Annotated in this window: 23 protein-coding genes and 1 tRNA gene; 18 read left to right on the forward strand and 6 right to left on the reverse strand. The window is 68.1% G+C overall.

Annotated features, from left to right (window positions below):
* Positions 1–5: 5 nt before the first annotated feature.
* Positions 6–1,277 (reverse strand): PQQ-dependent sugar dehydrogenase, encoded by a 1,272-nt coding sequence (locus tag Q7I88_RS05355; RefSeq protein WP_305098008.1) that lies wholly within the window; start codon positions 1,275–1,277, stop codon positions 6–8.
* A gap of 142 nt (positions 1,278–1,419) precedes the next feature.
* Here Q7I88_RS05355 and Q7I88_RS05360 point away from each other — a divergent pair, with 142 nt between their 5' ends.
* Positions 1,420–2,412, forward strand: coding sequence for an SPFH domain-containing protein (locus Q7I88_RS05360; protein WP_305098009.1), 993 nt, complete (start codon positions 1,420–1,422; stop codon positions 2,410–2,412).
* Complete coding sequence (locus Q7I88_RS05365) at positions 2,412–2,894, forward strand: NfeD family protein (RefSeq protein ID WP_305098010.1); 483 nt, start codon at positions 2,412–2,414, stop codon at positions 2,892–2,894. Before Q7I88_RS05360 ends, Q7I88_RS05365 begins: the two co-directional genes overlap by 1 nt.
* A gap of 29 nt (positions 2,895–2,923) precedes the next feature.
* Here Q7I88_RS05365 and Q7I88_RS05370 read toward each other — a convergent pair whose 3' ends face one another.
* Positions 2,924–3,868: a complex I NDUFA9 subunit family protein gene (locus Q7I88_RS05370; protein WP_305098011.1), complete on the reverse strand. Its 945-nt coding sequence runs from the start codon at positions 3,866–3,868 to the stop codon at positions 2,924–2,926.
* A 178-nt stretch (positions 3,869–4,046) separates the two neighbouring features.
* Between Q7I88_RS05370 and Q7I88_RS05375 the strand changes: the two genes are divergently transcribed.
* The 15 genes from Q7I88_RS05375 to Q7I88_RS05445 all read left to right on the forward strand — a co-directional run bounded on the left by Q7I88_RS05375 (position 4,047) and on the right by Q7I88_RS05445 (position 20,764).
* Positions 4,047–4,133, forward strand: a tRNA-Leu gene (locus Q7I88_RS05375).
* 144 nt (positions 4,134–4,277) lie between these two features.
* Positions 4,278–4,991 carry a cytochrome c oxidase assembly protein gene (locus Q7I88_RS05380; protein WP_305098012.1) on the forward strand — a complete coding sequence of 238 codons (714 nt, stop codon included), beginning with the start codon at positions 4,278–4,280 and terminating at the stop codon, positions 4,989–4,991.
* Positions 4,988–5,938: a cytochrome c oxidase subunit II gene (coxB, locus tag Q7I88_RS05385; protein WP_305098013.1), complete on the forward strand. Its 951-nt coding sequence runs from the start codon at positions 4,988–4,990 to the stop codon at positions 5,936–5,938. Before Q7I88_RS05380 ends, coxB begins: the two co-directional genes overlap by 4 nt.
* A complete protein-coding gene (locus Q7I88_RS05390; RefSeq protein WP_305098014.1) occupies positions 5,935–7,941 on the forward strand; it encodes a cytochrome c oxidase subunit I in 2,007 nt (668 codons plus the stop codon). Before coxB ends, Q7I88_RS05390 begins: the two co-directional genes overlap by 4 nt.
* Positions 7,934–8,545, forward strand: coding sequence for a cytochrome c oxidase subunit 3 (locus Q7I88_RS05395; protein ID WP_305098015.1), 612 nt, complete (start codon positions 7,934–7,936; stop codon positions 8,543–8,545). The genes Q7I88_RS05390 and Q7I88_RS05395 overlap by 8 nt, the downstream gene beginning before the upstream one ends.
* On the forward strand, positions 8,542–8,973 hold the full coding sequence (locus tag Q7I88_RS05400; protein WP_305098016.1) for a hypothetical protein: 432 nt from the start codon (positions 8,542–8,544) through the stop codon (positions 8,971–8,973). Before Q7I88_RS05395 ends, Q7I88_RS05400 begins: the two co-directional genes overlap by 4 nt.
* Positions 8,961–9,299, forward strand: coding sequence for a c-type cytochrome (locus Q7I88_RS05405; protein WP_305098017.1), 339 nt, complete (start codon positions 8,961–8,963; stop codon positions 9,297–9,299). The genes Q7I88_RS05400 and Q7I88_RS05405 overlap by 13 nt, the downstream gene beginning before the upstream one ends.
* Positions 9,300–9,303: 4 nt before the next feature.
* Complete coding sequence (locus Q7I88_RS05410; RefSeq protein ID WP_305098018.1) at positions 9,304–11,226, forward strand: methanol/ethanol family PQQ-dependent dehydrogenase; 1,923 nt, start codon at positions 9,304–9,306, stop codon at positions 11,224–11,226.
* A gap of 13 nt (positions 11,227–11,239) precedes the next feature.
* Complete coding sequence (locus tag Q7I88_RS05415) at positions 11,240–11,770, forward strand: c-type cytochrome (RefSeq protein ID WP_305098019.1); 531 nt, start codon at positions 11,240–11,242, stop codon at positions 11,768–11,770.
* A 34-nt stretch (positions 11,771–11,804) separates the two neighbouring features.
* The gene (locus Q7I88_RS05420; RefSeq protein ID WP_439648363.1) at positions 11,805–12,749 is read left to right on the forward strand and encodes a PQQ-dependent catabolism-associated beta-propeller protein; all 945 of its coding nucleotides are present in this window, start codon (positions 11,805–11,807) and stop codon (positions 12,747–12,749) included.
* Positions 12,746–13,540, forward strand: a complete 795-nt coding sequence (locus Q7I88_RS05425) for a substrate-binding domain-containing protein (RefSeq protein WP_305098021.1) — start codon at positions 12,746–12,748, stop codon at positions 13,538–13,540. Before Q7I88_RS05420 ends, Q7I88_RS05425 begins: the two co-directional genes overlap by 4 nt.
* Before the next feature lie 84 nt (positions 13,541–13,624).
* Positions 13,625–14,155 carry an RNA polymerase sigma factor gene (locus Q7I88_RS05430; protein WP_305098022.1) on the forward strand — a complete coding sequence of 177 codons (531 nt, stop codon included), beginning with the start codon at positions 13,625–13,627 and terminating at the stop codon, positions 14,153–14,155.
* Positions 14,156–14,193: 38 nt separating this feature from the next.
* A complete protein-coding gene (locus tag Q7I88_RS05435; protein ID WP_305098023.1) occupies positions 14,194–15,117 on the forward strand; it encodes a FecR family protein in 924 nt (307 codons plus the stop codon).
* A 1-nt stretch (position 15,118) separates the two neighbouring features.
* Positions 15,119–17,494 (forward strand): TonB-dependent receptor, encoded by a 2,376-nt coding sequence (locus Q7I88_RS05440; protein ID WP_305098024.1) that lies wholly within the window; start codon positions 15,119–15,121, stop codon positions 17,492–17,494.
* 75 nt (positions 17,495–17,569) lie between these two features.
* Positions 17,570–20,764 carry an autotransporter outer membrane beta-barrel domain-containing protein gene (locus Q7I88_RS05445; protein ID WP_305098025.1) on the forward strand — a complete coding sequence of 1,065 codons (3,195 nt, stop codon included), beginning with the start codon at positions 17,570–17,572 and terminating at the stop codon, positions 20,762–20,764.
* Between the two features lie 126 nt (positions 20,765–20,890).
* Here the strand turns inward: Q7I88_RS05445 and Q7I88_RS05450 are convergent, their stop codons facing one another.
* Genes Q7I88_RS05450 through modA form a run of 3 tightly spaced genes read right to left on the reverse strand, consistent with a single transcriptional unit; the run spans position 20,891 to position 22,954 of the window.
* The gene (locus tag Q7I88_RS05450) at positions 20,891–21,502 is read right to left on the reverse strand and encodes an ATP-binding cassette domain-containing protein (protein ID WP_305098026.1); all 612 of its coding nucleotides are present in this window, start codon (positions 21,500–21,502) and stop codon (positions 20,891–20,893) included.
* Positions 21,492–22,190 (reverse strand): molybdate ABC transporter permease subunit, encoded by a 699-nt coding sequence (gene modB / locus Q7I88_RS05455; RefSeq protein WP_305098563.1) that lies wholly within the window; start codon positions 22,188–22,190, stop codon positions 21,492–21,494. The genes Q7I88_RS05450 and modB overlap by 11 nt, the downstream gene beginning before the upstream one ends.
* A complete protein-coding gene (gene modA, locus Q7I88_RS05460; RefSeq protein WP_305098027.1) occupies positions 22,190–22,954 on the reverse strand; it encodes a molybdate ABC transporter substrate-binding protein in 765 nt (254 codons plus the stop codon). The genes modB and modA overlap by 1 nt, the downstream gene beginning before the upstream one ends.
* 107 nt (positions 22,955–23,061) lie before the next feature.
* Here modA and Q7I88_RS05465 point away from each other — a divergent pair, with 107 nt between their 5' ends.
* Positions 23,062–23,355, forward strand: a complete 294-nt coding sequence (locus tag Q7I88_RS05465) for a winged helix-turn-helix domain-containing protein (RefSeq protein ID WP_305098028.1) — start codon at positions 23,062–23,064, stop codon at positions 23,353–23,355.
* On the opposite strand, the gene Q7I88_RS05470 is transcribed toward Q7I88_RS05465, so the two are convergent.
* Positions 23,336–24,793, reverse strand: coding sequence for an NAD-dependent succinate-semialdehyde dehydrogenase (locus tag Q7I88_RS05470; RefSeq protein ID WP_305098029.1), 1,458 nt, complete (start codon positions 24,791–24,793; stop codon positions 23,336–23,338). The two genes, Q7I88_RS05465 and Q7I88_RS05470, sit on opposite strands and share 20 nt — an antisense overlap.
* Between the last annotated feature and the right edge of the window lie 60 nt (positions 24,794–24,853).

The following is a 24,853-nucleotide window of genomic DNA, read 5'->3' on the forward strand; positions in this document are numbered from 1 at the left end:
GTTGGCTACTCGCCCGGCGTGATCCGCAGCACCGCGCCGGTTGGTTCGTCGGTGAGGAGGTAGACCGAGCCGTCGGGCGCGACATGGGCATCGCGGAAACGCTGCTTGAGGTCGGCGAGCAGGTACTCGGGCTCGCCTTCGGGCATGCCGTCCTTCATTTCGAAACGCAGCACACCCTTGGTGAAGCTCGGCAGGAGCAGGTCGCCCCGCCAGCCGGGGAACATGTCGCCGGCATAGAACACCGGATTGCCGGGATTGAGCGATGGCGGGCCGAAGGCGAGCACCGGGTCGGTCATCCCGGGCACGTTCCTGATGCCCTTGGCCGGCTCGCCGTTGTAGTGGTTGCCCTGGGTGACGTCGATCCAGCCGTAGTTCCGGCCCTTCTCGATCCGGTTGAGCTCGTCGCCGCCGCGCGGGCCGAACTCGGTTTCCCACATCGTCCCATCGGCCGGGTTGATGGTCAGCCCCAGCGGGTTGCGGTGGCCGGTGGTCCAGATTTCCGGCTTCCAACCGGCCTTGCCGACGAAGGGATTGTCCGCGGGGACCGAGCCGTCGGGATTGAGGCGCATGATCTTGCCGAAGTCGTTGTCCGGCTTCTGGACCATTTCGCCGTAGTTCCGATCGCCGCTCGTGACGTAGAGCTTGCCGTCGGCGCCGAACAGGATGCGCCCGCCCCAGCTACCGCTCGCCGGCCCCTGTCCGCAGCATCGCTCGGGCCAGGGCTGGGCGCCGTACCAGGCGTCGGCGACGAAGATGTCGTGCACGTCCCTCAGCTGCGCCGTGCCGTCCCAGGTCGCGCGCATCACCGCCAGCGTGGTCTGGTCATGGTCCGGCTCGGCCGGCTTGACGTAGCTCATGTAAAGGTAATGGTTGCTGGCGAAGTCGGGGTCGAGGACCACGTCGTATAAGCCGCCGATGCCGGCCGGGTTGATCGGCGGCAGGCCGGCGACCGCGACCGGATCGAGCTTGCCGTCGCGGATCACCCGCAGGCGCCCGTCGCGCTCCGTCACCAGGATCTCACCGCTCGGCAAGAAGGCGATGCCCCAGGGCCGCACCAGCTGCCGGGCGACGACCTCGACGTGAATCTTGCCGTTCCGGGTCTCGTAATCCCATGGGCCGCGGCCGAGCTGGGTCGGGGCCGGAGGCCCGGCCGGACGCGGTGGCTGGGTGGCGGGTGCCGCCCGGGCGGGAGCCGGAGCATCCTGGGCCGCTAGCGGCTGGGCGAGCGTTCCCGCGAGCAGCGAGGCGGCGAGCATGGTGGCTGGTGAAATGCGCATTCGTGTTCCTCTCCCGGCCGAGACGTTGACTCGGTCCGGCACCTCTAGGGTCTTCGGCCGCGCGGCACAATCGCGCTTCCGGTTTCGCTTGGCCGGGGGGTCTCCTCCGGTTAGGATATCGCCTAACGAGGAGGGAATTGCGATGGGTCCGTTCCTGATTGCCCTGTTGGGTTTGCTGATCATCTTCCTAGTCATGGCCGTGCGTGTGGTGCGGCAAGGCTACGTCTACACGATCGAGCGGCTCGGCAAGTTCACGCTCGCCGCCGAGCCCGGATTCCACCTCATCCTGCCGTTCATCGACCGCGTCGGGCAGAAGGTGAACGTGATGGAGCAGGTTCTCGACATCCCGGGCCAGGAAATCATCACCAAGGACAACGCCATGGTCGGCGTCGATGCGGTGGTGTTCTTCCAGGTGCTCGATGCCGGCAAGGCAGCTTACGAGGTGCACAACCTCTATGCCGCGATCATGGCCCTGACCACCACCAACCTGCGCACCGTGATGGGCTCGATGGACCTCGACGAAACGCTCTCGAAGCGCGACGAGATCAATGCCCGGCTGCTCTCCGTAGTCGACCACGCGACGAGCCCGTGGGGGGTCAAGATCACCCGCGTCGAGATCAAGGACATTCGCCCGCCGTTGGACATTTCCGAGGCGATGGCGCGGCAGATGAAGGCCGAACGCCTCAAGCGCGCGGAAATCCTCGAGGCCGAGGGCGAGCGCGCCAGCCGCATCCTGCGCGCCGAAGGCGAGAAGCAGAGCGCGATCCTTTCGGCCGAAGGCAAGAAGGAAGCCGCCTTCCGCGATGCCGAAGCGCGCGAGCGCGCCGCCGAAGCCGAAGCCCAGGCCACCCGCGCGGTCTCGCAGGCGATATCGGAATCCGGCAACCAGGCGATCAACTACTTCATCGCCCAGGAATACACCAAGGCGGTCGGCAAGTTCGCCACCAGTCCCAATGCCAAGACCATCCTCTTCCCGGTCGAGGCGACCCAGCTGATCGGCACGCTGGGCGGGATCGGCGAACTCGCCCGCGAGGCGCTGAGCGATGGAAACAGGTCCGCGCCGGCGAGCGACAGCGGCACCCCGCTGCCGCGCTCGGCCCCGCGCTCTGCGGTTCCGCGCACCGGCGGCGAGTGATGGACTGGCTGACCGGTATCGAGCCGCACTGGGTCTGGCTCACGCTCGGCCTGGTGCTCGCCGCCCTCGAGATGCTCGTGCCCGGGGTCTATCTGATCTGGCTTGCGGTCGCCGCGCTGGCCACCGGCCTGCTGACCGCCGCGTTTGACATCTCGCTGCCGCTGCAGGTGGTCGACTTCGTGTTTCTCTCGCTCATCGCCGCGTTTTCCGCGCACCGCTTTTTCCGCGACCAGCCGATCGAGAGCAGCGACCCGCTGATGAATCGCCGCGGCGCGCGCATGATCGGCGAGACGGCGCTCGTGGTCACCGCCATCGAGCACGGCAGCGGGCGCGTGCACATCGGCGACAGCGAGTGGATCGCCCGCGGCCCCGACGTCCCAGCGGGCGCGCGGGTGCGCATCACCGGAACCGACGGCTCCTCACTGCTGGTCGAGCCGGTGGCGGTTCTCGGCGAAGGCGCACCGCCGCCCGCGCAGGCCTGACGGTCCCGCTTGTCGTCCTAGCCTGTCGTTCAGGCCGCGCTGGCATCGCCGAAGCGGCCGTGCTTGCGGAACCGGACCATCCACCTGTCGAGGAACAGGCCGAGCGGGTGGGCCTGAACCTCGAGCTGCTTGAGGCCGGGCAGCGCCCCGGAGGCCACGTTTCCAGCCTTGAGCATGCGCCACTGGTCGCCGTTCATCGGCGTCAGCGGCAGCGCCGCGAACAGGCCCGAGAGTGCATCGGGCACGGCGACGAAACTGCGCCGGCGCCCTTGGGCGGCGGCTATCCGCCGGTGGAGATCGAGCATCGAAATCTGCTCCGGACCTGCCAGCTCGTAAGTCTTGCCGCCGTGTTCCGCGGGATCGGCGAGCGCCTTCGCGAGCGCTTCGGCCACGTCGTCGACCCACACCGGCTGGATCTTCGCATCGGGCCCGAACACCGGCAGAACCGGCAGCGCCGAGATCAGCCCGGCGAACATGGTGATGAACCGATCGTCCTCGCCGAACATGACCGAGGGCCGCACGATCGTCGCCCGAGGAAACGCTGCGCGGACCTGCTCCTCGCCGCGCCCCTTGGTCGATGCGTAGCCGCTTTCCGAATCCGGATCGGCGCCGATTGCCGAGACATAGGCGAAGGCACTGGCGCCGCCCCTCGCCGCGGCCTGCGCCGCCCAGCCGGCGGCATCGGCCTGGAGCGTCTCCAGGTCGCCGGCGAAGGCGCCGACGAGGTAGGCGGCGGCGTCGGCCCCCTGCATCGCCAGCTCCACGCTGCGCCGATCGGCGACGTTGCAGCGGGTGAACTGGATCTGGCCCAGCTTGGCCAGCGGCCGGAGCGAATGGGCTTTTTCGGGATGGCGATCGGCAATGCGCACCCGCGCGCCGCACTCGAGCAGCGCCTGCACGAGGTGCCGGCCGACGAAGCCGCCGCCACCGATCACAACCACCAGTTTGTCCTCGAGCGGTCCGTAGGTCGCCATGATACCTGTAAATCCCTCTTTTCCGCGGCCGCTTCGGCATCGGCCCCGTGCTGAGGGGGCCATGCCGCAACCCGCCGAGCGCCGCAAGCCGCCGACTTTTGTTTTGACAAGACCGCCGCGCCTTCGCTATCGGCCCGCCCCTACCCGCCGCTCGGCCCAAGAAGACCGCGCGGCCCGTGCCCAGATGGCGGAATTGGTAGACGCACCGTCTTCAGGTGGCGGCGCTCGCAAGGGCGTGGAGGTTCGAGTCCTCTTCTGGGCACCATTACTGGCATATCGCATCGTCTCGCGAACCCGGTGGCGGTTCTTCGGCCCTGATCCGCGGGCTCGACGCCCTTGACATCATTCGGGTTTCTGCGCGATGAAGAGTCGCGACGGGAGGGCTTGGCTTGAGGAGGCCGGCCCGAGAATGCCCTATTGCGGCGCACCGCCTTTGCCCGACAGCCTGTGGCTGAGGTGGAATTTCGATCCGATTCTCATTGTTGCCCTGGCGCTGCTGGCCGGGGTGCATCTGCGCCGCTGCCCGGCGTCGCGCCGCACGATGGCAGCGGGCGGTTGGGCGATAACTTCGTTGGCTCTGATTTCGCCCCTCTGCGCGCTTTCGGTTTCGCTGTTCGCGGCGCGAGTCGGCCAGCACATGATCATGTTCCTGCTGGGCGCGCCGCTCGTGGCAGCGGCCCTGCCGGCCGCGCGCAATTCGCGCTGGCTATGGCCAGCCACAGCCGCGTTCACCGCATTCCTCTGGCTGTGGCACATGCCCGCGCCGTACGACGCGACGCTCCATTCCGACGCGATCTATTGGGCGATGCACACCACGCTGTTCTTCAGCGCGGTGCTGCTGTGGCGTGAGCTCCTGCCTCTCGGCGAGCGGCCAATGGGGCTGGTCGCGGCGGGTACGGTCGCCTCGATGCAGATGGCCTTCCTCGGCGCGGTTCTCACACTCGCGGGACGCCCGCTTTTCTCGTGGCATTATATCACGACCCAGGCTTGGGGCTTCACGCCGCTGGCCGATCAGCAACTCGGCGGCACGCTGATGTGGGTGCCTGGCGGGATCCTCTTCCTGTGGCTGGCTCTGCGCACGACCGCTCACGTTCTGCGCGATCGGGAGGGCTTTGCCGTATGAGCGGCGCGCCGCTCGGATACCTGACCAGCAACGGGGCAAGGGCGGACGCGACCGTTCCGTTGACCTGGTTTCTCGTGCTGCTCTCCAGCGCGGTCTGCCTGATCATCGCCTACATGCTGTGGCGCGCCGTGCGCCGGGGCAGGGCGGTGGAGGCCGGCCTGCCCGCGGTCGCGCGCGGGGTCGGCGGCGTCCGCCTGATCTTCATCGGCCTCGGCATATCCTCGCTGTTCCTCCTCGTGGCGCTCGGCTGGACGATGATCGCGCTTGGGCACGTCGCGCCGATGCCGCGGCGGCCGGAAATCACGATCGACGTCACCGCGCATCAGTGGTGGTGGCAGGCGGACTATGGCGGGGCGGTGCCCAGCGAGCGCTTCACCACGGCCAACGAAATCCACGTGCCCGTCGGCGCCAAGGTGCTCGTGCGGCTGCACGGGGGGGACGTGATTCACAGCTTCTGGGTGCCCAAGCTGACCGGAAAGACCGATGCCATTCCCGGCCAGGTCAACCTGACCTGGCTCGAGGCCGACGAGCCGGGAATCTATCGCGGGCAGTGCAGCGAATACTGCGGGTTGCAGCATGCGCACATGGGCTTCGAGGTGGTCGCCGAAAGCCCTCGCGAATTTGCCAAGTGGCGCGCGGCCCAGCTGCAGACCGCGCCTCCGCCGGTCACTCCGGAGCAGGCGGAGGGCCTCGCTCTGATGGAATACCGCTGTGCGCTGTGCCACACCGTTCGCGGCACGAGCGCGGGGTCGAACGTCGGGCCCGACCTTACCCATCTCATGAGCCGCAGGCTGATCGCTGCCGGCACCTATCCCAACAATCGCGCCAATCTCGCCGGGTGGATCGAGGATCCGCAGGGCGCGAAGCCTGGCGCCCAAATGCCGCCCCAGCACCTTACGGGGCCGCAGCTTCAAGCCGTTGTCGCTTACCTGGAGACGCTGGAATGAGCGCAGCCGACCTCACCGCCGGCCGCGAAGGGCCGCTGGCCGATACCGACACCCGCCTGTCGCGCACCCCACGCGTCGCCGTGGCCGACGCCGCCCTGCGCGATCGGCTCGAGCGGATCTGGCGTACAGAGCCGGGACTGAAGGGATGGTTCGGCACAGTCGATCACAAGGAAATCGGCAAGCGCTACCTGGTGACGGCCTTCATCATGCTGGCGATCGGCGGGATCGAGGCGCTGGTTCTGCGGCTCCAGCTTGCCGGGCCCAACAAGCACCTGCTGACGCCAGAACAGTACAACGAACTGTTCTCGACCCACGGCATGACGATGATCTTCCTCTACGCGGGGCCGGTCCTGTCGGGCTTTTCGAACTACTTTTTCCCGCTGTGGCTCGGCGCGCGCGATATGGCGTTTCCGCGAATGAATGCGCTCAGCTACTGGATCTACCTCGCCGCCGCGCTGTTCCTCTACGCCGGGCCGCTGGTCGGGGCGGGGCCGAACGACGGCTGGTTCAACTACGTCCCTTACGCCGAAAAGGCCTTCAATCCCGGCATCAACGAGGACATCTACGCGCTGGGCATGGTCTTCCTCGGCATCTCGACCAGCGTCGGGGCGGCCAACTTCATCGTCACCGCGGCGCGCTGCCGGGCGCCGGGAATGTCGATAAACCGCCTGCCGATCATGGTCTGGGGCACGCTGACGGCGAGTGCGGCCAACCTGGTGGTCATACCCGCCGTAAGCCTGGCCTTCTTCCTGCTGTGGATGGACCGCAACCTGGGGACGAGCTTCTTCACCGTCGCCGGCGGCGGCGAGCCGCTGTTGTGGCAGCACCTGTTCTGGCTGTTCGGCCATCCCTGGGTCTACGCCATCGTCCTGCCGGCGATGGGCATGGTATCCGACGGGCTGCCGACATTCTCGCGGACCCCGCTGGTCGGTTACACGCTCGTCGCGCTGTCCACCGTGGCGACGATGCTGCTCGGCTTCGGTGTCTGGGTGCACCACATGTTCGCCACCGGCCTGCCCGGTCTCGGCCTGGCGTTTTTCTCCGGCGCGTCGATCATCATCACCATTCCCAGCGCGGTCGCGGTGTTCGCGTGGCTGGCCACGATCTGGCTGGGCAAGCCGGTTTTCACCACGGCCTTCAAGTTCTTTGCGGGGATGATCCTGCTGTTCGTGATCGGCGGCGTTTCGGGCTTCATGACCGCCAGCGTGCCGGCCGACTGGCAGCTCACCGACACCTACTTTGTTGTCGCTCACCTTCACTACGTGCTGATCGGCATCAACGTGTTCCCGGTCTGCGGCGCCACCTACATGTGGTTCCCCAAGATGACCGGGCGGCTGATGGACGAGCGGCTGGGGTGGTGGAACTTCTGGACCATGTTCCTGGGCTTCAACCTCGCGTTTCTGCCGATGCACCTGACGGGGCTGCTCGGCATGCCGCGGCGGATCTACACCTACGACGCCGGAATGGGCTTCTCGGCGCTGAACATGATCACGACGATCGGCAGCTTCGTCTTTGCGGTGGGCGTGCTGATGTTCTTCTGGAATGTCATCAAGTCGCGGCGCAGCGGCGCGATCGCCGGTCCCGACCCGTGGAGCGGGCCGTCGCTCGAATGGACCATCCCCTCGCCGCCGCCTCCCTATAATTTCGCCGTGATCCCGACCGTCGCGAGCCGGCATCCGCTGTGGGAGGATCAGCTCGACGAGACCGAAAACCGATCGAGCTTCGAGGAGGGCATGACCCTCGACGAAGGCAAGGAAGCGCTGGCCGTATCGATCCTCGATGCGGAGCCCGACCGGATTCTCAAGATGCCGAGCGACACGACTGCGCCGTTCTGGCTCACGGTGGCGACGGCGGTGCTGTTTGCCGGGCTGCTCGGCAAGCTGTGGTGGCTGGCGGCGCTCGGCGGCATCGGTGCAATCGCCTCGCTGGCGTTCTGGAACGAGCCGCGCACGAAGCTGCTCGAGCGCGAACCGGACGCGCATGAGGAGAGGCGCAATGGCTGAACGTATCGTATCGCGCCCCGAAGCCCTGCCACTCGGCCCCATCGGTGGCCGCGGAATCGGCTGGAACGGCATGGTCATGCTGGTCGTCGCCGAGGCCTCATTGTTCGGCTACCTGCTGTTTTCCTACTACTACCTGGCGGTATCCAACCCCCCCGGTTGGGTGCTCGAAAGCGAACCCAGTCTCAAGCTGGCTCTGCCCAATACGTTCCTGTTGCTCGCATCGAGCGTCGCTGCCTGGTGGGGCGAGCGCGGCATTCGCAAGGACGACCGCGGCCAGGCGCTCGGCGGCATCGGCCTGGCGATCGCCATGGGGGCGGTGTTCGCGATCGTCCAGGGTTTCGAATGGAAGGACAAAGCCTACGGCCTCGGAACGAGCAGCTACACCGCGCTCTATTTCGTGACGACCGGCTTCCACATGGCTCACGTCATCGCCGGGCTGATGATTCTCGGCGCGCTCTGGCTGTGGACCTGGCGGGGGTTCTTCTCGCCGCTGCGGATGCTGCCGATGGCCAATGGCATCGTCTACTGGCACTTCGTCGACGCGGTGTGGCTGGCGGTCTTTTCCACCTATTACCTCTCTCCCTATCTCGGAGTCGGACAATGACCCGCGACCAGGACGAAGGCGCTCATCCCGCGCCCCACCGGGGCCGGGTGGAAACGCACGAGGCGTTGTTCGCGGTCTGGGCCGCACCGCTGGCCTGGCTCGTCCAGCTTTCGGCGATCTATGCCTTTTCCTCGGCGCCCTGCTTCTATTACGGCATCCGCCTGACCACGCACCCCGGGGTCCAGCCCTGGCCGCTGATCATCGGCTGTGTCTGCCTCCTCGTTGCGCTTGCCGCACTGTGGCTGGGCGTGGTGCTGCTCCGGCGCACCAAAGACGAAACCGGAGGCAGCAAGCGTCATCTGTTCGAGACCGGGCAGGGCCGCACCCGTTTCATGGCCTTGTGGGGCATCGCCTTTTCCGCGGTGTTCGTCTTCCTGATTGCCGTCAACATCCTCCTGCTGCTGGGAATGCCGGTATGCGAAAGCTAGTCGCCCTGGCGCTGATCCCGCTGGCCGCCTGTGCGGGCGGCAGGGACGACGACACCACCGAGCTCGCCAAGCAGGTGATCGCCGATCACTGCGGGCTGTGCCACACGGTGCCAGGGGTGATCCAGGCGCACGGCAAGGTCGGGCCGAACCTCGAAGGGATCGGCAGGCGCGAAGTCATCGCCGGCAAGTTGCCCAACAGCCGTCCCAACCTGCTGCGCTGGATCACCCACGCACAGACGATCGCGCCCGGATCGGCGATGCCCGACATCCCGCTGACGCCTGAGCAGGCGAACGCCGTCGCCGACTATCTCTATTCGCTGGACTGATGCCATGAAGACCAAGACCATCCTCCTCGCCACGTTTGCCGCCGTCGCCGTCGCGGCGCTTCCGGTCGTGGCTGCCCAGACCGGGATGTTCCCGCAGCGCGCCGGGGCCAAGCCGCCGCTGCCCAAGCCGGTCCCCGCCGGCGACGTTTTCACCCGCGAGCAGATCGGCCACGCGCTGGCGCCGCCGACGCCCGGGGCCGGGCGCACGGTCGCCCCCGCGGCCGCCGCGCCGCAGGATGACGGGCAGTGGACCATGCCGGCCAAGAACTATGCGGCGACGCGCTACACCTCGCTCAACGAGATTACCCCGGCGAATGCCAAGAACCTGCAAGAGGTCTTCAGCTTCTCGCTGGGCGTCAACAAGGGTCAGGAAGCCGCGCCCATCGTCGTCGACAACACGATGTACGTCGTTAGCGCCTTTCCCAACCACGTCTACGCGCTCGACCTGACCAAGGAAGGCGCGCCGCTCAAGTGGAGCTACAATCCCAAGCCCGTGCCGGCCGCCGCGGGCGTGGCCTGCTGCGACGTGGTCAATCGCGGCGGCGCCTATGCCGACGGCAAGTTCGTCTTCAACACGCTCGACGGAGCGACGATCGCGCTCGATGCCAAGACCGGCAAGGAGGTCTGGCGCACCCAGCTGGGTGACATCAACAAGGGCGAGAGCGTGACGATGGCGCCGCTGATTGCCGGCGGCAAGGTCCTGGTCGGCAATTCGGGGGGCGAGTTCGGCGTTCACGGCTGGCTCACCGCGCTCGATCTCGGCAGCGGCAAGATCGCCTGGCGCGCCTATCACACCGGGCCCGACGACCAGGCGCTGATCGGCAAGGACTTCCATCCTTTCTACGCGATGGACCGGGGCAAGGACCTGGGCGTGAAGAGCTGGCCGGCGGGTGCCTGGCAGATTGGCGGCGGCACGATGTGGGGCTGGATCGCCTACGATCCGGCGACCCAGACGATTTTTTACGGCACGGCCAATCCTGGCCCGTGGAACCAGCTCCAGCGGCCCGGAGACAACAAGTGGACCGCCGGCCTGTTCGCGCGCGACGTCAACACCGGCCAGGCCAAGTGGTTCTACCAGATGAACCCGCACGATGAGCACGACTATGACGGCATCAACGAGCAACTGCTGCTCGACATGCCATTCGGGGGCAAGATGCGGGAGGTCCTGCTCCACCCCGATCGCAACGGCTACGTCTACGTCGTCGATCGCGAGACAGGCCAGGTGCTTTCGGCCGATCCATACGGCCCCGTGAATTCGTCCAAGGGGGTGAACCTCAAAACGGGCCGGCTGATCGTCAATCCGGCGAAGGAAACCCATCTCGGCCAGGTAGTGCACGACATCTGTCCCACCGCGAGCGGGGCGAAGGACTGGAATCCCTCGAGCTTCAGTCCGCGCACCGGGCTGGTCTATATCCCGCACGAGAACCTGTGCATGGACTGGATGAATCTCGAGGTGAATTACATCTCGGGCACGCCCTACGTCGGGGCGGAGGTGAAGATGAAACCCGGGCCGGGCGGGCATCGCGGCGAACTCACCGCGTGGGACCCTGTGCTGCGCAAACCGGCCTGGACGATTCGGGAGGATCTGCCCGTCTGGTCCGGCACCGTTTCGACCGGGGGCGACCTCGTGTTCTACGGAACGATGGACGGCTGGTTCAAGGCCGTCGACGCGCGCACCGGGAAGCTGGTCTGGAAGCAAAAGCTCGAAAGCGGCATCATCGGCCAACCGATCAGCTACAAGGGGCCCGACAGCCACCAGTACGTCGCCGTGCTGTCCGGCGTCGGAGGCTGGTCGGGCGCGATCGTGTCGGGGCCGCTCGACCCGCGCGACGGCTCCTCCGCACTCGGTTTCGTCAACACGATGACCGACCTTCCCAACCGCACGACCGCAGGAGGGACGCTCCATGTCTTCGCACTTCCGCATTGAGATCGCTGCCGCAATGACTCTCGCACTCGCGCTGGGGGCCTGCGATCAGGCCAAGGACGATACCTCGACCGGCACCTTCGCTCCGGCCGGCCCGGGCGCCCCCGCGCAGCGCGACGTGGCGCTGGTTCCCGGCGGCGGCGATCTGGTCACCGCGCCCGATCGGCGGGCGCTGCCCTACCTAGACAATGCCGCGGCCGTGACCGAGGGGATGCAGCTCTACAACCAGATGAACTGCGTGGGCTGTCACTTTAACGGGGGCGGCGGAATCGGGCCCCCGCTGATGGACACGAGCTGGACGTACGGCGGCCGGCTCGATCAAATCTATGACACGATCTATTTCGGGCGCGCCAACGGCATGCCGGCCTGGGGCGGTAAGCTGACCGACGACCAGATCTGGAAGATTGCCAGTTATGTCCGCTCGATGTCGTTGCCCGAGACGATTGCCGCGAACGGCAACGGCACGCCCTCGCAGCATCCCGCGCCCGTTCCGAGGGAAGCTGACGCATTCGACGGATGGCACGTTCCCAAGGAAGCCGGAAGTTAGGTCGCTCCCTGCCCTGTTGGCGCCAACCCTGGCGTTGGCGCTTGCCGCGTGCTCTTCGTCCGAGCGGGGCGGCGACCGCGTTTTCGTCTCGGACGAGGAGGCCGACGTGGTTCACGTCCTCGACGGTGCGAGCGGCGAGGTCGAGGGGGCTTTGCAGACCGGCGAGCGTCCCCGCGGCCTCGCGCTCTCCCCCGATGGCAAGACGCTGTATGTCGCGGCGAGCGAATCCAACCGCATCGAGGCCTGGGACAGTCACTCGCTGCGCAAGCTCCGCGAACTCGGTTCGGGGAGCGATCCCGAGCGCATCGCGGTCAGCCCCGACGGGGCGACGATCTACGCGGCCAACGAGGACAAGAGCGCCGTTTCGTTCATCGACGTCGCCAGCGGCAAGGTGGTGCGCGAGGTGCGCGTCGGGCCCGAACCCGAAGGCATCGGCGTCTCCCCCGACGGCAAGTTGTTGATCGCGACCAGCGAAGTGGCCAGCGTCGCCCATTTCATCGACGTGGCCAGCGCCAAGGTAACCGACAACCTACCCGTCGGCAGCCGGCCGCGCGAAGTGCTGTTCCTCAAGGGCGGGCGCGAGGCCTGGGTCTCGTCGGAGCAGCGCGGAACAATCGCGGTGTTCGACACCGCTTCGCGCGAGATGAAGCGCACGATCGACCTCGCCGCGGCCTTCCCCGACCTCGAGAATCCGCAGGCGGTCGAGCTCGAGCTGACCCGCGACGGCAAGCGCGCCTTCGTCGCCATGGGGCGCGGTGACCGCGTCGCGGAAATCGATCCGGTGAGCTACCGCGTGGTCCGTTCGTTCCCCACCGGCCACCGCACTTGGGGAATCGCCCTCTCGCCAGACGACGCGCGACTCTATGCCGTCTCGGGGCTCTCGGGCACGGCAACGATCATCGACCTGGAGAAGGACAAGGTCGCCCACACGGTCACGCTCGGCGGCAAGCCGTGGACTGCCGAGGCTGCCTCGCGATGAAGCGCGCCGGGTTGCTCACGCTCCTGCTGGCAGCCTGCGCCCCCGATCCGCTCAAGGTCTGCGCCGATCCCAACAACCTGCCGTTTTCGAATCGGGCGGGCGAAGGGTTCGAGAACAAACTGGCCGAACTGATCGCCTCCGACCTCGACCGGCCGATCGCGTACACCTGGTGGGCCCAGCGGCGCGGATTCGTGCGCAACACGGTGGGCGAGGGCGCCTGCGACATCTGGCCCGGTGTCGCCGCGGGGCTGGAAACGCTCGAGACCACGCGTCCATACTACCGCGCGAGTTACATGTTCGTGACGCGTCAGTCCGACGACCTCGCGGGCCTGACGCTCGACGATCCGCGGCTGAAACGCCTTTCGCTGGGCGTGCAGTTGGTGGGCGACGATGGCGGCAACACTCCGCCGGCGCACGCCCTCGCCCGGCGCGGCATTATCGGCAACGTCCGCGGCTACATGCTCTATGGCGATTATACGCGGCCCAATCCGCCCGCCGCGATCGTCGACGCGGTCGAAAAAGGCGAGATCGATGCTGGCCTCGTCTGGGGCCCTCTCGCCGGCTACTTCGCCCGGCGAAGCAAAGTGCCCTTGCGGCTGGAACCGGTTACTCCGTGGCTCGACGACAACCAGTGGCCGATGGCCTACGACATTTCGGTGGGCGTGCGAAAGGATGATCCGCAGCTGAGGGATGACGTCGATCGCGTGCTCAAAGCCCGCAAGCGCGAGATTGCCAAGCTGCTCGAAGATTATGGGATCGAGCCGATCGGGCCGCAGGCGACCGCGCCCTAGACCGCGAATGCCGTTTGGCGGCGCATTGGCTTTTCATTCACCGTTCGACGCCCTAATTGCGCAAGCGATCGGATGCCTGCCGCAATGTCGCAAGACCCCCCACGCACCGGGCTCGAGGGCGCGTTCTTCGAGCATCGCGAGCGCCTCGTGCGCTTCCTTGCCGTGCGCGGGGCGGGCGAGGCGGCCGAAGACCTCGTGCAGGAGGTCTGGCTCAAGATCTCGACCAGCCAGGCGGGCCCGGTCGCCGCGCCGCTGCCCTATCTCTATCGCGTCGCCGATTCGCTGATGATCGATCGCTTCCGCTCGCAGCGGCAGGCCGCGAAGCGCGACCGTGAATGGACCGACCTCTCCGCCGGAACCGTCACGGGCACATCCGATGCGCCATCGGCGGAGCGGGTCGTCGCTGCCCGCGATTTCGTTCGGCTGGTGGAGGAGCTTCTTGCCCGGCTCGAGCCGCCGCGCGTCGCCGAGGTCTTCCGCCGGCACCGGGTCGACGGCGTACCCCAGCGGCAGGTGGCGGCGGAATTCGGCGTAAGTCTGTCCACCGTGGAGAGCGACCTGAGGGTGGCCTATCGCGCGCTGACCGAGCTCAGGGAGCGCCACGATGAGGTCTGAGCGTATCGACTCCGTCAAGTCGTCAGGAGGACTGCTCGATGCAGCGTGACGAACGTATTCGCGACGAAGCCGCAGCCTGGGCGGTCCGCGCGGGAGACCCCGGCTTTGCCGATTGGGACGCCTTCGAACACTGGCTCGGCCGGTCGCCGGAGCACGCTGCCGCCTACGACCGCGTCGCGGCTGCGGCGGCGGAAGCTGCGGAGGAGCTGCGCGCGGCGCGCCCGGCTTCCGCGAACGACGATGACGTGCCGCAGCCGGCGCGGGTTTCGCGCCGCTGGTTTGACGGGGCGCTCGCTGCCGCGCTGGTGGCGGTGCTCGCATTCGCGGTTTGGCCGGGCGGCAGCACCTATTATGAAGAAACGGCACCGGGCGAGATCCGCATGATCGCGCTTGGCGGCGGCGACCGGATCGACCTCGCGGGTGGGACGCGCATCGAGCTCGACCGCGACGATCCCCGGTTTGTACGGCTCGAGAGCGGCCGCGCACTGTTCACCATTCGCCACGACGAGGCGCATCCGTTCCGCGTCGTGGCCGGCGACGACGCCCTGCTCGATGTCGGAACGGTGTTCGACGTGGCGCTCGACGAGGCGAACGTGCGCGTTGCGGTGGCCGAGGGGGCGGTCGTGTTCAATCCCGCGCGCCAGGCGGTCCATCTCGCGCCCGGCGAGGTACTGCGCAGCGCTCGCGGTTCGGACGCTTACCGGACGAGCACGATCGCGCCCGCCCAGGTCGGCGAATGGCGCGAGGGCCGGCTGAGCTTCGACAATGCCAGCTTGGCGGAAGCGGCGTCCGATCTGGCCCGGGCGACCGGCGTGGCCTTCCGCGCGGCGCCGGGCAGCACTGTGCGGATTTCGGGCAGCATCGTCATCGCTCAGGTACGCGAGGATCCGCGCGCCGCCGGGGCCCTCCTCGGCGTGCCGGTCCGGCGCGAGGGCGACGACTGGGTGCTCGGCGCGAACTGAGATGCACCGGACGCTGCCCGTCCTGCTTGCGGCAAGTGCCGCTCTCGCCGCCAGCGCGGCGCACGCCGAGAGCGTGGCGATCGACGCGCCCGCCGGGCGCGCGGCCGATGCAGCCATTGCCATCGCCCGGCAGACCGGCACGAGCATCGTGATTACCGACCCGGCGGTCGCGGATCGCAAGGTGAGGGCGATCCGCGGCACGATGGGTGCCGGCGACGCCGTGCGCAAGCTCGCCCGCTTCGCGCGCGTTCGCGCCGTGGCCGCAGGCCGCTACGGCTGGCGGCTGATCCCTGCACCCGAAGCGCGCCGACCCATACCGAACGCACCGGCGCCAAGACCGGTCCGCGCGGGACCCGCGCCGCCGAGCGAGATGAGCGAAGTCGAAGGAACGCCGATCATCGTCGAAGCGAGTAAGCGCGACCTCGCGCTGGGCGATTTTCCGGGGCAGGTCTCGCTGCTCGACGGGGAGGCGCTCGAACTCGGCGGGATCGGCGGGACCGAGAAGATAACCCAGCGGCTGGCCACGGTATCCTCGACCCACCTCGGCAGCGGCCGCAACAAACTGTTCATTCGCGGCATCGCGGATTCGAGCTTTACCGGTCCGACTCAGGCCACCGTGGGGCAGTATCTCGGCGATCTGCGATTGAGCTACAACGCGCCCGACCCCGACCTGCGTCTGTCCGACCTCGACCGCGTCGAGGTACTCGAAGGACCTCAGGGCACGCTTTACGGCGCCGGATCGCTCGGGGGGATCATCCGCCTGGTGCCGAATGTCCCCGATGCCGGCTTCGCCGCCGCCTCGGGCCAGGTCGGCCTCGGCTACACCCAGCACGGCAGCGCGAGCGTCGACGCAAGCGCGACGATCAACCTGCCGCTGGTCCGCGACCGCGCCGCGCTGCGCATTACCGCCGATGCCGCACGCCAGGGCGGCTACATCGACAAGCCGCTGCTCGGCCGCGACAACGTCAATCGTACCGACCTGGTGGGAGGACGAGCGATGCTCCGGGTCGAACTCGCGCCCGGCTGGCAGGTCGATGTCATCGGTCTAGCCCAATCGACCGACAGCGCCGACAGCCAGTACGCCGATCGCCAGGGGCCGCCGCTGTCCCGCCAGGCCCGCGTCGCCGAAGGGTCGCGGAGCGACTATGCGCAGGCACAGATCGTCGTCTCGGGGGAAATCGGGCTGCTGCGTTTCCGTTCGTCGACCGGATACACCTCGCAAGACCTGCTCGAGCGCTACGACGCGACCGCCCAGGGCGCGCCGCCGCGCCTGTTCCTTCAGTCGAACGACACCGAGATGTTCGCCAACGAGACGCGGCTCTGGCAGCCTCTGGGCGACAATATCGGGTGGGTTCTCGGGGCGAGCTATACCCGCAACCGGATGCGCCTCTCGCGTCGGCTCGAAGACGAGCAGACGGCAATCGCGACGACGGTGACCGGCGTTCGCAACGGGATAGACGAACTCACGGTCTACGGGGAGGGCAGCCTGCGCCTGCTCGACCGGCTGATCCTGACCGGCGGCGCCCGCTACACCCACTCGAAGCTGAGCGGCACGGGCGAAGACGTTCAGCCGATGCTGTTGGCGGCGCTTGCCGGCATAACCGCCGGTCGCACCGAAACCGCGTTCTTGCCCTCGGCCTCGCTCCTCGCCGACGTGCTGCCGGGCACGGTGCTCTACGTCCGTTACCAGGAAAGCTTCCGGCCCGGCGGCCTCGCGGTCGCGGGGCCGATCGTGCGACGCTTCGACAACGATAACAGCGCCACCTTCGAGATCGGCGCGCGCCACGGGAATCGCGGCCGGGGCCCCTTCGATCTCGCCGCCAGCGTTTCCTATACCCGCTGGGACGATATCCAGGCCGACTTCATCGACCTGTCCGGCTTCCCGAGCACCGCCAATATCGGCGACGGGCGGGTCTGGACCGCCACACTGAGCGGCGGGCTCGAAGTCAGTCCGGCACTGCGCCTCGACGCCGGGGCGAGCTGGAACAAGAGCAAGGTCGACGAACCGCAGCTGGCCTTCGCCGCGCGAATCACCCAGGTGCCGAACATCGCGGCATTCACCGGCCGGGTCGGCTTCGATTATCTGCACGAGTTGTCGGGCGGCCTCGAACTGACGGCGCAGGGCTGGGTCAACTACGTGGGCAAATCGCGTCTCGGGATCGGACCCGAGCTGGGCGAACTGCAAGGCGACTATCTCGACAGCGGCGTGACCGTGCGCGTCGGTCGCCCCGAGCTCGGCCTGACGCTCGGCGTGGCCAACCTCGCCGATGTCCGGGGCAACCGCTTCGCGCTCGGCACGCCCTTCGCCATCGGCCGCGACCAGGTCACCCCGCTGCGTCCGCGCACCGTTCGCCTCGGCTTCGACGCGTCCTTCTAAATTTTTTTGCGAGGCCGCCAAGGCTGCGCGGCAAGGGCTCCGTCCAGTCCGTCGTAATCGACGGGAAGGACCTCCATGCTTCGCTACCTGCTTGCTTCGACTGCCGTTCTCGCCATCGCGGCGCCTGTCTCGGCCGAGACCATTTCCACCACGGTGACCACGCCGCTGAAGACCTCGACGGTCAAGGCCGGCCAGCCGGATTCGATCACCGTCGCCACTGCGGGCTCCGTGGTGCTGACGAGCGGCACCGCGATTACCATGGACGACGACCACAGCGTCACCGTGCAGGGGGACCTGACCGTGACCGGGGCAAGCAGCTCTGCCGGCATCGTCGCCGTCGCCGGCACCACGGGTGACATTAGCAATTCGGGCAAGATCACGATCGACGAGGCTTATACGGCCACCGACAGCGACAACGACGGCGACCTCGACGGCCCGTTCGCCGTGGGATCGGACCGCTACGGCATTCGCACCGACGGCGCGCACACCGGCAAGGTGGTCAATTCCGGCACCATCACCGTCGAAGGAAATGATTCGTACGGCATCCTGCTCGGCGGGCCGCTCGGCGGCGAGCTCAGGCACGACGGCAAGACGACCGTGTTGGGCGACCGCAGCGTCGGCGTGCAGGCGGGTGCAGTCTCGGGCAACGTGCGCCTCGCCGGCCAGGTTCAGGCCACCGGCAAGGACGCCGTCGGAGCCCGGTTCACGGGCGATATCGGCGGAGCGATGGTGGTTCAGGGCGGCATCGTCTCGACGGGTTACCGCTTGACCACCGTGCCCTCGAACACGAGCAAGCTCGACTCCGACGACCTCTTGCAGGGCGGCTCGGCGCTGGTGATCGAAGGCAGCGTGGCAGGCGGCGTCGTCCTGGCAATTCCGCCCAAGGAATCGAACGCGAACAGCACCGACGACGATGGCGACGGAATCGAGGATTCGAAAGAAGGGTCGGCGCAGATCACCACCTACGGTGCAGCACCCGCCATGGTCGTCGGGTCTAGCGGGCATGACATAACCATCGGCGCTGTGGCAGGGACGGCGACGCAATTCGGCCTGCAGGTCGACGGCGGCATTGCCGGGCTCGGGCTCTATTCCGGCGTCGACGCCAACGGCCTGCTCATCGGCGGGCGCGGCGGCGCGGTGACGATTGCCAACGGCATTGGCGTTTCGGGAAGCGTCGTGGCGACCTCGAACGGCGCCAACGCTACCGCCCTGCGCCTCGGCGCCGGCGCCTCGACCCCGGTCCTGCAGGTCTCCGGCAAGGTCGAAGCGAGCGGCGGCAACAGCGCCAGCGCCTTTACCACTGCGGTGCAGATCGACGCGGGTGCGGTCCTTCCGGCGCTGCGCAACAGCGGCTCGATCAAGGCCACGGCCGGCACCACGGGCAATGCGACCGCGATCCTCGACAGGAGCGGAACCCTGGTGCTGATCGAGAACAGCGGCTCCATCGCCGCGGCCGGCCCAGCGGCGGATTCGGGACGGCTCGTTGCGATCGACCTGTCGGCTAACACAGCCGGGGCGACGCTTCGCCAGACCGAAGTCGGCAGCGGCTTCACGGCGCCGTCGATTACCGGCGATGTCCGCTTCGGCTCGGGCAGCGACGTGTTCGAAGTGGCCGACGGCACCGTCAAGGGCGCCGTCCAGTTCGGTGCCGGCAACAATCGCCTCTCGCTTTCGGGTGACGCCGCGCAGACCGGCAAGGCGGTGTTCGGTGCGGGCGACGACACGGTAAGCCTGGCCGGGACCTCGGCCTACGCCGGCACGATCGACTTCGGCGGCGGCAACGATGTGCTGACGCTCGCCGGAACCTCGCTGCTCAGCGGCAAGCTGCTCAACGCCGGCGGCCTCGCCGTCACCGTCAACGGCACGCTCGACCTCACCGGGCCGGTGACGCTCAAATCGCTCGACGTCGCTTCGGCCGGCGTCCTCGACGTGACGCTCGACAAGGCGGCGGGCGCCGGCACGTTCTACAACGTTACCGGTACCGCTTCGTTCGGCACCAACGCAACGCTGGCGCTGCACATAGCCGACGTTGGCGACGCGGTTGGACGATACACGATCCTGCAGGCCGGCACGCTCGAAGGCGCGGCCGGGATCAAGACCACGACCGCCACGATCCCGTTCATGTTCAAGAGCACCCTGGCGAGCGATGCGCCCGCCAACACCCTTGCCATCGATGTCGGGAAGAAGACCACGAGCGAGCTTGGCCTCAACCGGTCGCAGAGCGCGGCCTATAACGCCGTGTTCGCAGCCGTCGGCGCCGACGACCAGATCGAGAAGGTTTTCCTGGGGATCACCGACGGCGACGTGTTCCGCAATTCGGTCAAGCAGATGCTGCCCGACCATGCCGGCGGGGCTTTCGAAGGCGTTAGCCTCGGCAGCCGGGCCTTCATCGCGCAGGCCTTCGAGCCTGTCGGACCGCTCTACTCGGTCGGCGGGCTCGACATCGTGCTCAGCGCGGTCGGCTGGGCGACCGACAAGGACCAGGGCGCGACTGCGGCTTACAATCTCGACGGCCTCGGCTTCGGGGCTTCCGCCGAAATCGACACGGGGATCGGCAGTTTCGGCGGATCGCTCAACTGGTACTGGAACGAGTACGACAACGGCGGCGACCAGAACCGCGTGCTGTCCGATACGTATGAACTCGCGGCTTACTGGCGCGGCAAGTGGGGCGGCTTCTCGGCCTTCGCGCGGGGTTCCTACGGCCTCGCCAATTTCCAGGGCCGCCGGACCTTCACCGGCGAGGCGGGGAGCCAGCACGTCGAACGCAACGTCATCAGCAAGTGGAACGGCAGTGTCGTCACCGCAAGCGGCGGCGTGTCGTTCGAAGGCGGCGGCAGCCATCTGTTCTTCCGCCCGACGGTGACCGCCGACTACCTGAAGCTCGACGAGGACGGCTACACCGACCGGGACGGCGGCGGCCTCAATCTGGTGGTCGATGGCCGCAAGAGCGACGAGTTCGCGATCAACGGCGGGCTCGCACTGGGCGTCGACTTCACCGGCAATTCGCGGCGCGACGAGAACTGGTTCCGCGTCGAAACCGAAGGCGGTTGGCGGGAAATCGTCGGCGGCGCGCTCGGCTCGACAACCGCCAGGTTCGCCGGCGGCACGGCCTTCACGCTCGACCCGGAACAGCGCGAAAGCGGCTGGTACGCAAAGCTGCGGGCCCGCGGCGGCGCCTCGGGCTTCGAACTCGGCGGCGAGGCCGGAGCAGAGGATCACGGCGGCAACACCGCCTACACCCTGCGCGGAACCTTGCGCCTGGGGTTCTGACGCAAACCTTTCGGCAGGAGCGCAGACCGGCGGCCACCCTCCGTTCAGGGCCGCCGGACCTGCCGGCACTGGCGCCGAAGCCTCAGCCCCCCGGCTTCGGCGCCACTTTTTTTTACAGTCGCAAGCTCAGTCCAGCGCGACAACCTCGTCGGCGAGCCGTTCGACCTCCGCTGGCGAATGGCTGACCAGCAGGGTCGGCAGCCCCAGCTCGGCGCCGATCCTTTCGAGCAGCCCCGAAATTTCCTCGGCGCGCGGCGGGTCGAGCGACGTGAGCGGCTCGTCGAGCAGGAGGAAACGCGGTGCGCTGACCAGGGCGCGGCCGATGGCGACGCGCTTGGCTTCACCGCCCGAGAGCGTGGCCGGCATTCGACCCGCCAAGGCCGCGACGCCGAGAAAATCCAGCGCTTCTTCCGGCGTCATCACCGCGCCCTCGCGGTGTCCGTAGGCGAGGTTGGCGGCGACCGTGCGGTGCGGGAACAGGCGCAGGTCCTGGAAGACGTACCCGGCGCGGCGCGCCTCGGGCGGCAGGTCGATGCGCGCGGCGGAGTCGAACAGCGTTTCCCCGCCGATGCGGACATGGCCCGCGCGCGGTCGGCGCAGGCCGGCGATGCAGCCGAGAAGCGTGGTCTTGCCGCTGCCCGAGGGGCCGGTGACGGCCACGGTGCGGGCACTGCTTGCCAGGCGAACCCGGCGCTCGCGCTCGCCTGCGCGGTAGGTCAGGTCGAGATCAAAGGACATGCGCGCGCCTGCCGTGGCTGCGGCGGACCAGCAGCTCGCTCGCCAGCAGGGCAGCGATCGAGAGAAGCACGGCGACGATCGCCAGCCGGGCGACGGCGCCCTCGCTCCCTGGCACCTGCAGGTCGGAGTAAATCGCCAGGGGCAGGGTACGCGTCTGGCCCGGGATATTGCTGGCGAAGGTGATGGTCGCGCCGAACTCGCCGAGCGAGCGGGCGAAGCCGAGCATGGTCCCGGCGAGCACGCCGGGCAGGCTGAGCGGCAGGGTGACGGTCGCGAAGGCCCGCCACGGCGTCGCCCCCAGGGTGCGCGCCGCCCCCACCAGCCGGCGGTCTACCGCCTCGATCGAGAGCCGCATCGCCCGCACCATCAGCGGCAGGGCCATGACCGCGGCGGCGAGCGCCGCGCCCGTCCAGCGAAAGACGAGCACGATTCCGAAGGTGTCGTAGAGGAACCGGCCGACCGGCCCGCTTCGGCCGAAGGCGAGCAGAAGAAGCCAGCCCGTGACCACCGGCGGAACGACCAGCGGCAGGTGGACCAGCGCGTCGAGCAGGACCCGGCCCGGGAACTGCCGCTGGGCGAGCAGCCAGGCGAGCGCATAGGCGACCGGCAGGGTCAGCAAGACCGCAACGAAGCTGACGCGCAGCGAAAGGGCGACGATCGCCCATTCGGCCGCACTCGGCCAGTCGATCACGGTGCGGTGAACCCGTGGGCGCGCAGGATGGCCTGTCCTTCGGGGGATAGCAGGAAGGCGCGGAATGCGGCGCCGCCCGGATTGCTCGATGCGGCGAGCAGCGCCAGCGGATAGCGGATCGGCGGGTGGCTGCCCGGCGGCAGGGCGGCGACCACTGCGACCTTCGCCGAAGCGCGCGCGTCGCTGGCGTAAACGAGGCCGAGCGGAGCCTGTCCGCGCTCGACCAGCGCCAGCGCCGCGCGGACGTTCTCGCTGGAGCTGACCGGTACCGGCAGGGGCCAGAGCCCGAGGTGTTCGAGCGCGGCCTTGCCGTAGCGGCCGGCGGGCACGCTCTCGGGATCGGCCATCGCCAGCGGACCTTCGCCGAGTGCGCGGGCAAGGCCGCCGCGTGTCAGCGCCAGCGGCGCCGCGCGGGAGGCCGGGGCGATGAGAACCATCCCGTTGGCGGCGAGATCGGCGCGGCTGGCGCGGTCGATCTTCGCGGCCTGCTCGACGCGGTCCATCCACGCCTCGTCGGCCGAAATGAACAGGTCTGCCGGCGCGTCGGCGAGCACCTGCCGCGCCAGCGCCGGGGTCCCGGCAAACGATACGACAGGGGCGGGATGGCCTGCATCGGCATAGGCGTGGGCCGCCTCGGTTATTGCTTCCTGCATGCTCGAGGGTGCAAGAACGATCGGGCCGGATCCCGCATCGCGGCTGCCGCAGGCGGCAAGCAGCAGGGCGCAGAGGGCGGCGAGAACGAAGGCGGTCGAGCGGGTCATCGTGGCGCGGCTATATACAGGGGAATATAGATGGTCCAGCACGAGGGAGAGCTGAAATCGCCCGGCTGAAACTCAAGCTCCAGCTCTATTGCGGCGAGGAGATCGCCATGGGCCCGGGCAAGGCCGCGCTGCTGCAGGCGATCGACGAAACCGGCTCGATCTCCGCCGCCGCCCGCACGCTCGGAATGAGCTATCGCCGTGCCTGGCTGCTGGTCGATACGATGAACCGCTGTTTCGATTCTCCTCTGGTCGAAAGCACGGCCGGGTCGGGCGCGCGCGTGACCGAAGCGGGCGCGGCGGCGCTCGCCGATTACCTCGCGCTGGCCGAACAGGTCGAAGGCGCCGCCGGCGGCGCTGCATACGACAGGCTCCAGCGCGCGATCAGAGGTTCGCCTCGCTGAGATACTTCACGTTGAGATATTCCTCGATCCCGTGGTGCGAGCCCTCGCGCCCCAGGCCCGACATCTTGACCCCGCCGAAGGGGGCATAGGGCGTTGAAATCAGCCCGGTGTTGATGCCGACCATGCCGCTCTCGATGGCGCGGCCCATGCGGGCGATCGTTTTCGGGTCCTGCGAACAGAAGTAGGCAGCGAGCCCGAACGGCGTGTCGTTGGCCATGCGGATCGCGTCCTCGATCGTCTCGAAGGTCACGACGCCCGCGAGCGGACCGAAGGTTTCCTCGGTCGTCAGCAGCGCCCCTTGCGGGACGTCGGCCAGAAGCGTCGGGCAGACCATCCGTCCGTCAAGATCGCCGCCGCCGGCGACGACGCGCGCGCCGGCCTTCAAGGCCTGTTCGCGGTGTTCGAGCACCTTGTCCTTGCCGGCATCGTCGATCATCGGCCCGATGTCCGAGCTTTCGTCGAACCCATCGCCGGGCCTGGTGTTCGCCACGACCTTGCCGAAGGCTTCGAGGAAGGCATCCCTGATCCCTGCCTGCACGTAATAGCGATTGGCCGCGATGCATGTCTGGCCCGAGTTGCGGAACTTGGCCACCCGCGCGGCCTCGACCGCGACGTCAAGGTCGGCGTCGTCGAAAACGATCATCGGGGCATTGCCGCCGAGCTCCATCGAGATCTTCTTCATCGTCGCGGCGCAGGCCCGGTAGAGTTCGACGCCGACTTCGGTCGAGCCGGTGAAGGAGAGCTTGCGCACGGTGCTTGACGAAGTCAGCGCCTCTCCGATTTCGCGCGCGCTGCCGGTCAGGACGTTGAACACGCCCTTGGGCACGCCCGCTTCTTCGCCCAGCTTGGCGAAGGCGAGCGCGGTCAGCGGGGTAGCGCTGGCCGGCTTCGACACCACCGTGCACCCGGCCGCGAGCGCCGGGCCGACCTTGCGTGTTAGCATGGCGAGAGGGAAATTCCACGGGGTGATGAGGCCGCATACGCCGACCGGCTCGCGCGTGGCGTAGAGCGCGCGGCCGGGTTCGTGCGGCGGAATGATCTCGCCCTTGGTGCGGGTCGCTTCCTCCGCGAAGAACTGCATGAAGCCGTTGGCATAAGCGACTTCGCCGCGCGCGTCGGCCAGGGTCTTGCCGTTCTCGCGCACCATGATCCGGGCCAGGTCCTCGGCGTGCCGATCGATCAGTTCAAACCACTTGCGCAGGACCGCGCCGCGGTCCTTCGCCGGCATGGCGGCCCACCCGGGGAAGGCATCGCTCGCCGCCTCGATCGCCTCGCCCGCGGCGCGCTTGCCGAGGCCGGGGACTTCGGCGATCTCCTCCAGCGTATAGGGATCGTCGACCTCGACCGGCTTGCCGTCGCCGCCAATCCACTTGCCCCCGACGAAGGCCTTGGAGATCAGGAGGTCGGGTTGATCGAGCTTGCCGCGCGTCGCAGTCATGATGGTATTCCTCGTTTCAAGTCTCTTTGCTCAACGCAGCGCTCAACGCCAAAGGTCCAA

It is taken from the genome of Croceibacterium aestuarii (assembly GCF_030657335.1).
GTDB lineage: Bacteria > Pseudomonadota > Alphaproteobacteria > Sphingomonadales > Sphingomonadaceae > Croceibacterium_B > Croceibacterium_B aestuarii.

Excerpts from the sequence above, each read along its gene's own strand:
- Q7I88_RS05355 (WP_305098008.1), bottom strand. The coding sequence starts at position 1,277 with ATGCGCATTTCACCAGCCACCATGCTCGCCGCCTCGCTGCTCGCGGGA.
- Q7I88_RS05360 (WP_305098009.1), top strand. The coding sequence starts at position 1,420 with ATGGGTCCGTTCCTGATTGCCCTGTTGGGTTTGCTGATCATCTTCCTA.
- Q7I88_RS05365 (WP_305098010.1), top strand. The coding sequence starts at position 2,412 with ATGGACTGGCTGACCGGTATCGAGCCGCACTGGGTCTGGCTCACGCTC.
- Q7I88_RS05370 (WP_305098011.1), bottom strand. The coding sequence starts at position 3,868 with ATGGCGACCTACGGACCGCTCGAGGACAAACTGGTGGTTGTGATCGGT.
- Q7I88_RS05380 (WP_305098012.1), top strand. The coding sequence starts at position 4,278 with ATGCCCTATTGCGGCGCACCGCCTTTGCCCGACAGCCTGTGGCTGAGG.
- coxB (WP_305098013.1), top strand. The coding sequence starts at position 4,988 with ATGAGCGGCGCGCCGCTCGGATACCTGACCAGCAACGGGGCAAGGGCG.
- Q7I88_RS05390 (WP_305098014.1), top strand. The coding sequence starts at position 5,935 with ATGAGCGCAGCCGACCTCACCGCCGGCCGCGAAGGGCCGCTGGCCGAT.
- Q7I88_RS05395 (WP_305098015.1), top strand. The coding sequence starts at position 7,934 with ATGGCTGAACGTATCGTATCGCGCCCCGAAGCCCTGCCACTCGGCCCC.
- Q7I88_RS05400 (WP_305098016.1), top strand. The coding sequence starts at position 8,542 with ATGACCCGCGACCAGGACGAAGGCGCTCATCCCGCGCCCCACCGGGGC.
- Q7I88_RS05405 (WP_305098017.1), top strand. The coding sequence starts at position 8,961 with ATGCGAAAGCTAGTCGCCCTGGCGCTGATCCCGCTGGCCGCCTGTGCG.
- Q7I88_RS05410 (WP_305098018.1), top strand. The coding sequence starts at position 9,304 with ATGAAGACCAAGACCATCCTCCTCGCCACGTTTGCCGCCGTCGCCGTC.
- Q7I88_RS05415 (WP_305098019.1), top strand. The coding sequence starts at position 11,240 with ATGACTCTCGCACTCGCGCTGGGGGCCTGCGATCAGGCCAAGGACGAT.
- Q7I88_RS05425 (WP_305098021.1), top strand. The coding sequence starts at position 12,746 with ATGAAGCGCGCCGGGTTGCTCACGCTCCTGCTGGCAGCCTGCGCCCCC.
- Q7I88_RS05430 (WP_305098022.1), top strand. The coding sequence starts at position 13,625 with ATGTCGCAAGACCCCCCACGCACCGGGCTCGAGGGCGCGTTCTTCGAG.
- Q7I88_RS05435 (WP_305098023.1), top strand. The coding sequence starts at position 14,194 with ATGCAGCGTGACGAACGTATTCGCGACGAAGCCGCAGCCTGGGCGGTC.
- Q7I88_RS05440 (WP_305098024.1), top strand. The coding sequence starts at position 15,119 with ATGCACCGGACGCTGCCCGTCCTGCTTGCGGCAAGTGCCGCTCTCGCC.
- Q7I88_RS05445 (WP_305098025.1), top strand. The coding sequence starts at position 17,570 with ATGCTTCGCTACCTGCTTGCTTCGACTGCCGTTCTCGCCATCGCGGCG.
- Q7I88_RS05450 (WP_305098026.1), bottom strand. The coding sequence starts at position 21,502 with ATGTCCTTTGATCTCGACCTGACCTACCGCGCAGGCGAGCGCGAGCGC.
- modA (WP_305098027.1), bottom strand. The coding sequence starts at position 22,954 with ATGACCCGCTCGACCGCCTTCGTTCTCGCCGCCCTCTGCGCCCTGCTG.
- Q7I88_RS05465 (WP_305098028.1), top strand. The coding sequence starts at position 23,062 with ATGGGCCCGGGCAAGGCCGCGCTGCTGCAGGCGATCGACGAAACCGGC.
- Q7I88_RS05470 (WP_305098029.1), bottom strand. The coding sequence starts at position 24,793 with ATGACTGCGACGCGCGGCAAGCTCGATCAACCCGACCTCCTGATCTCC.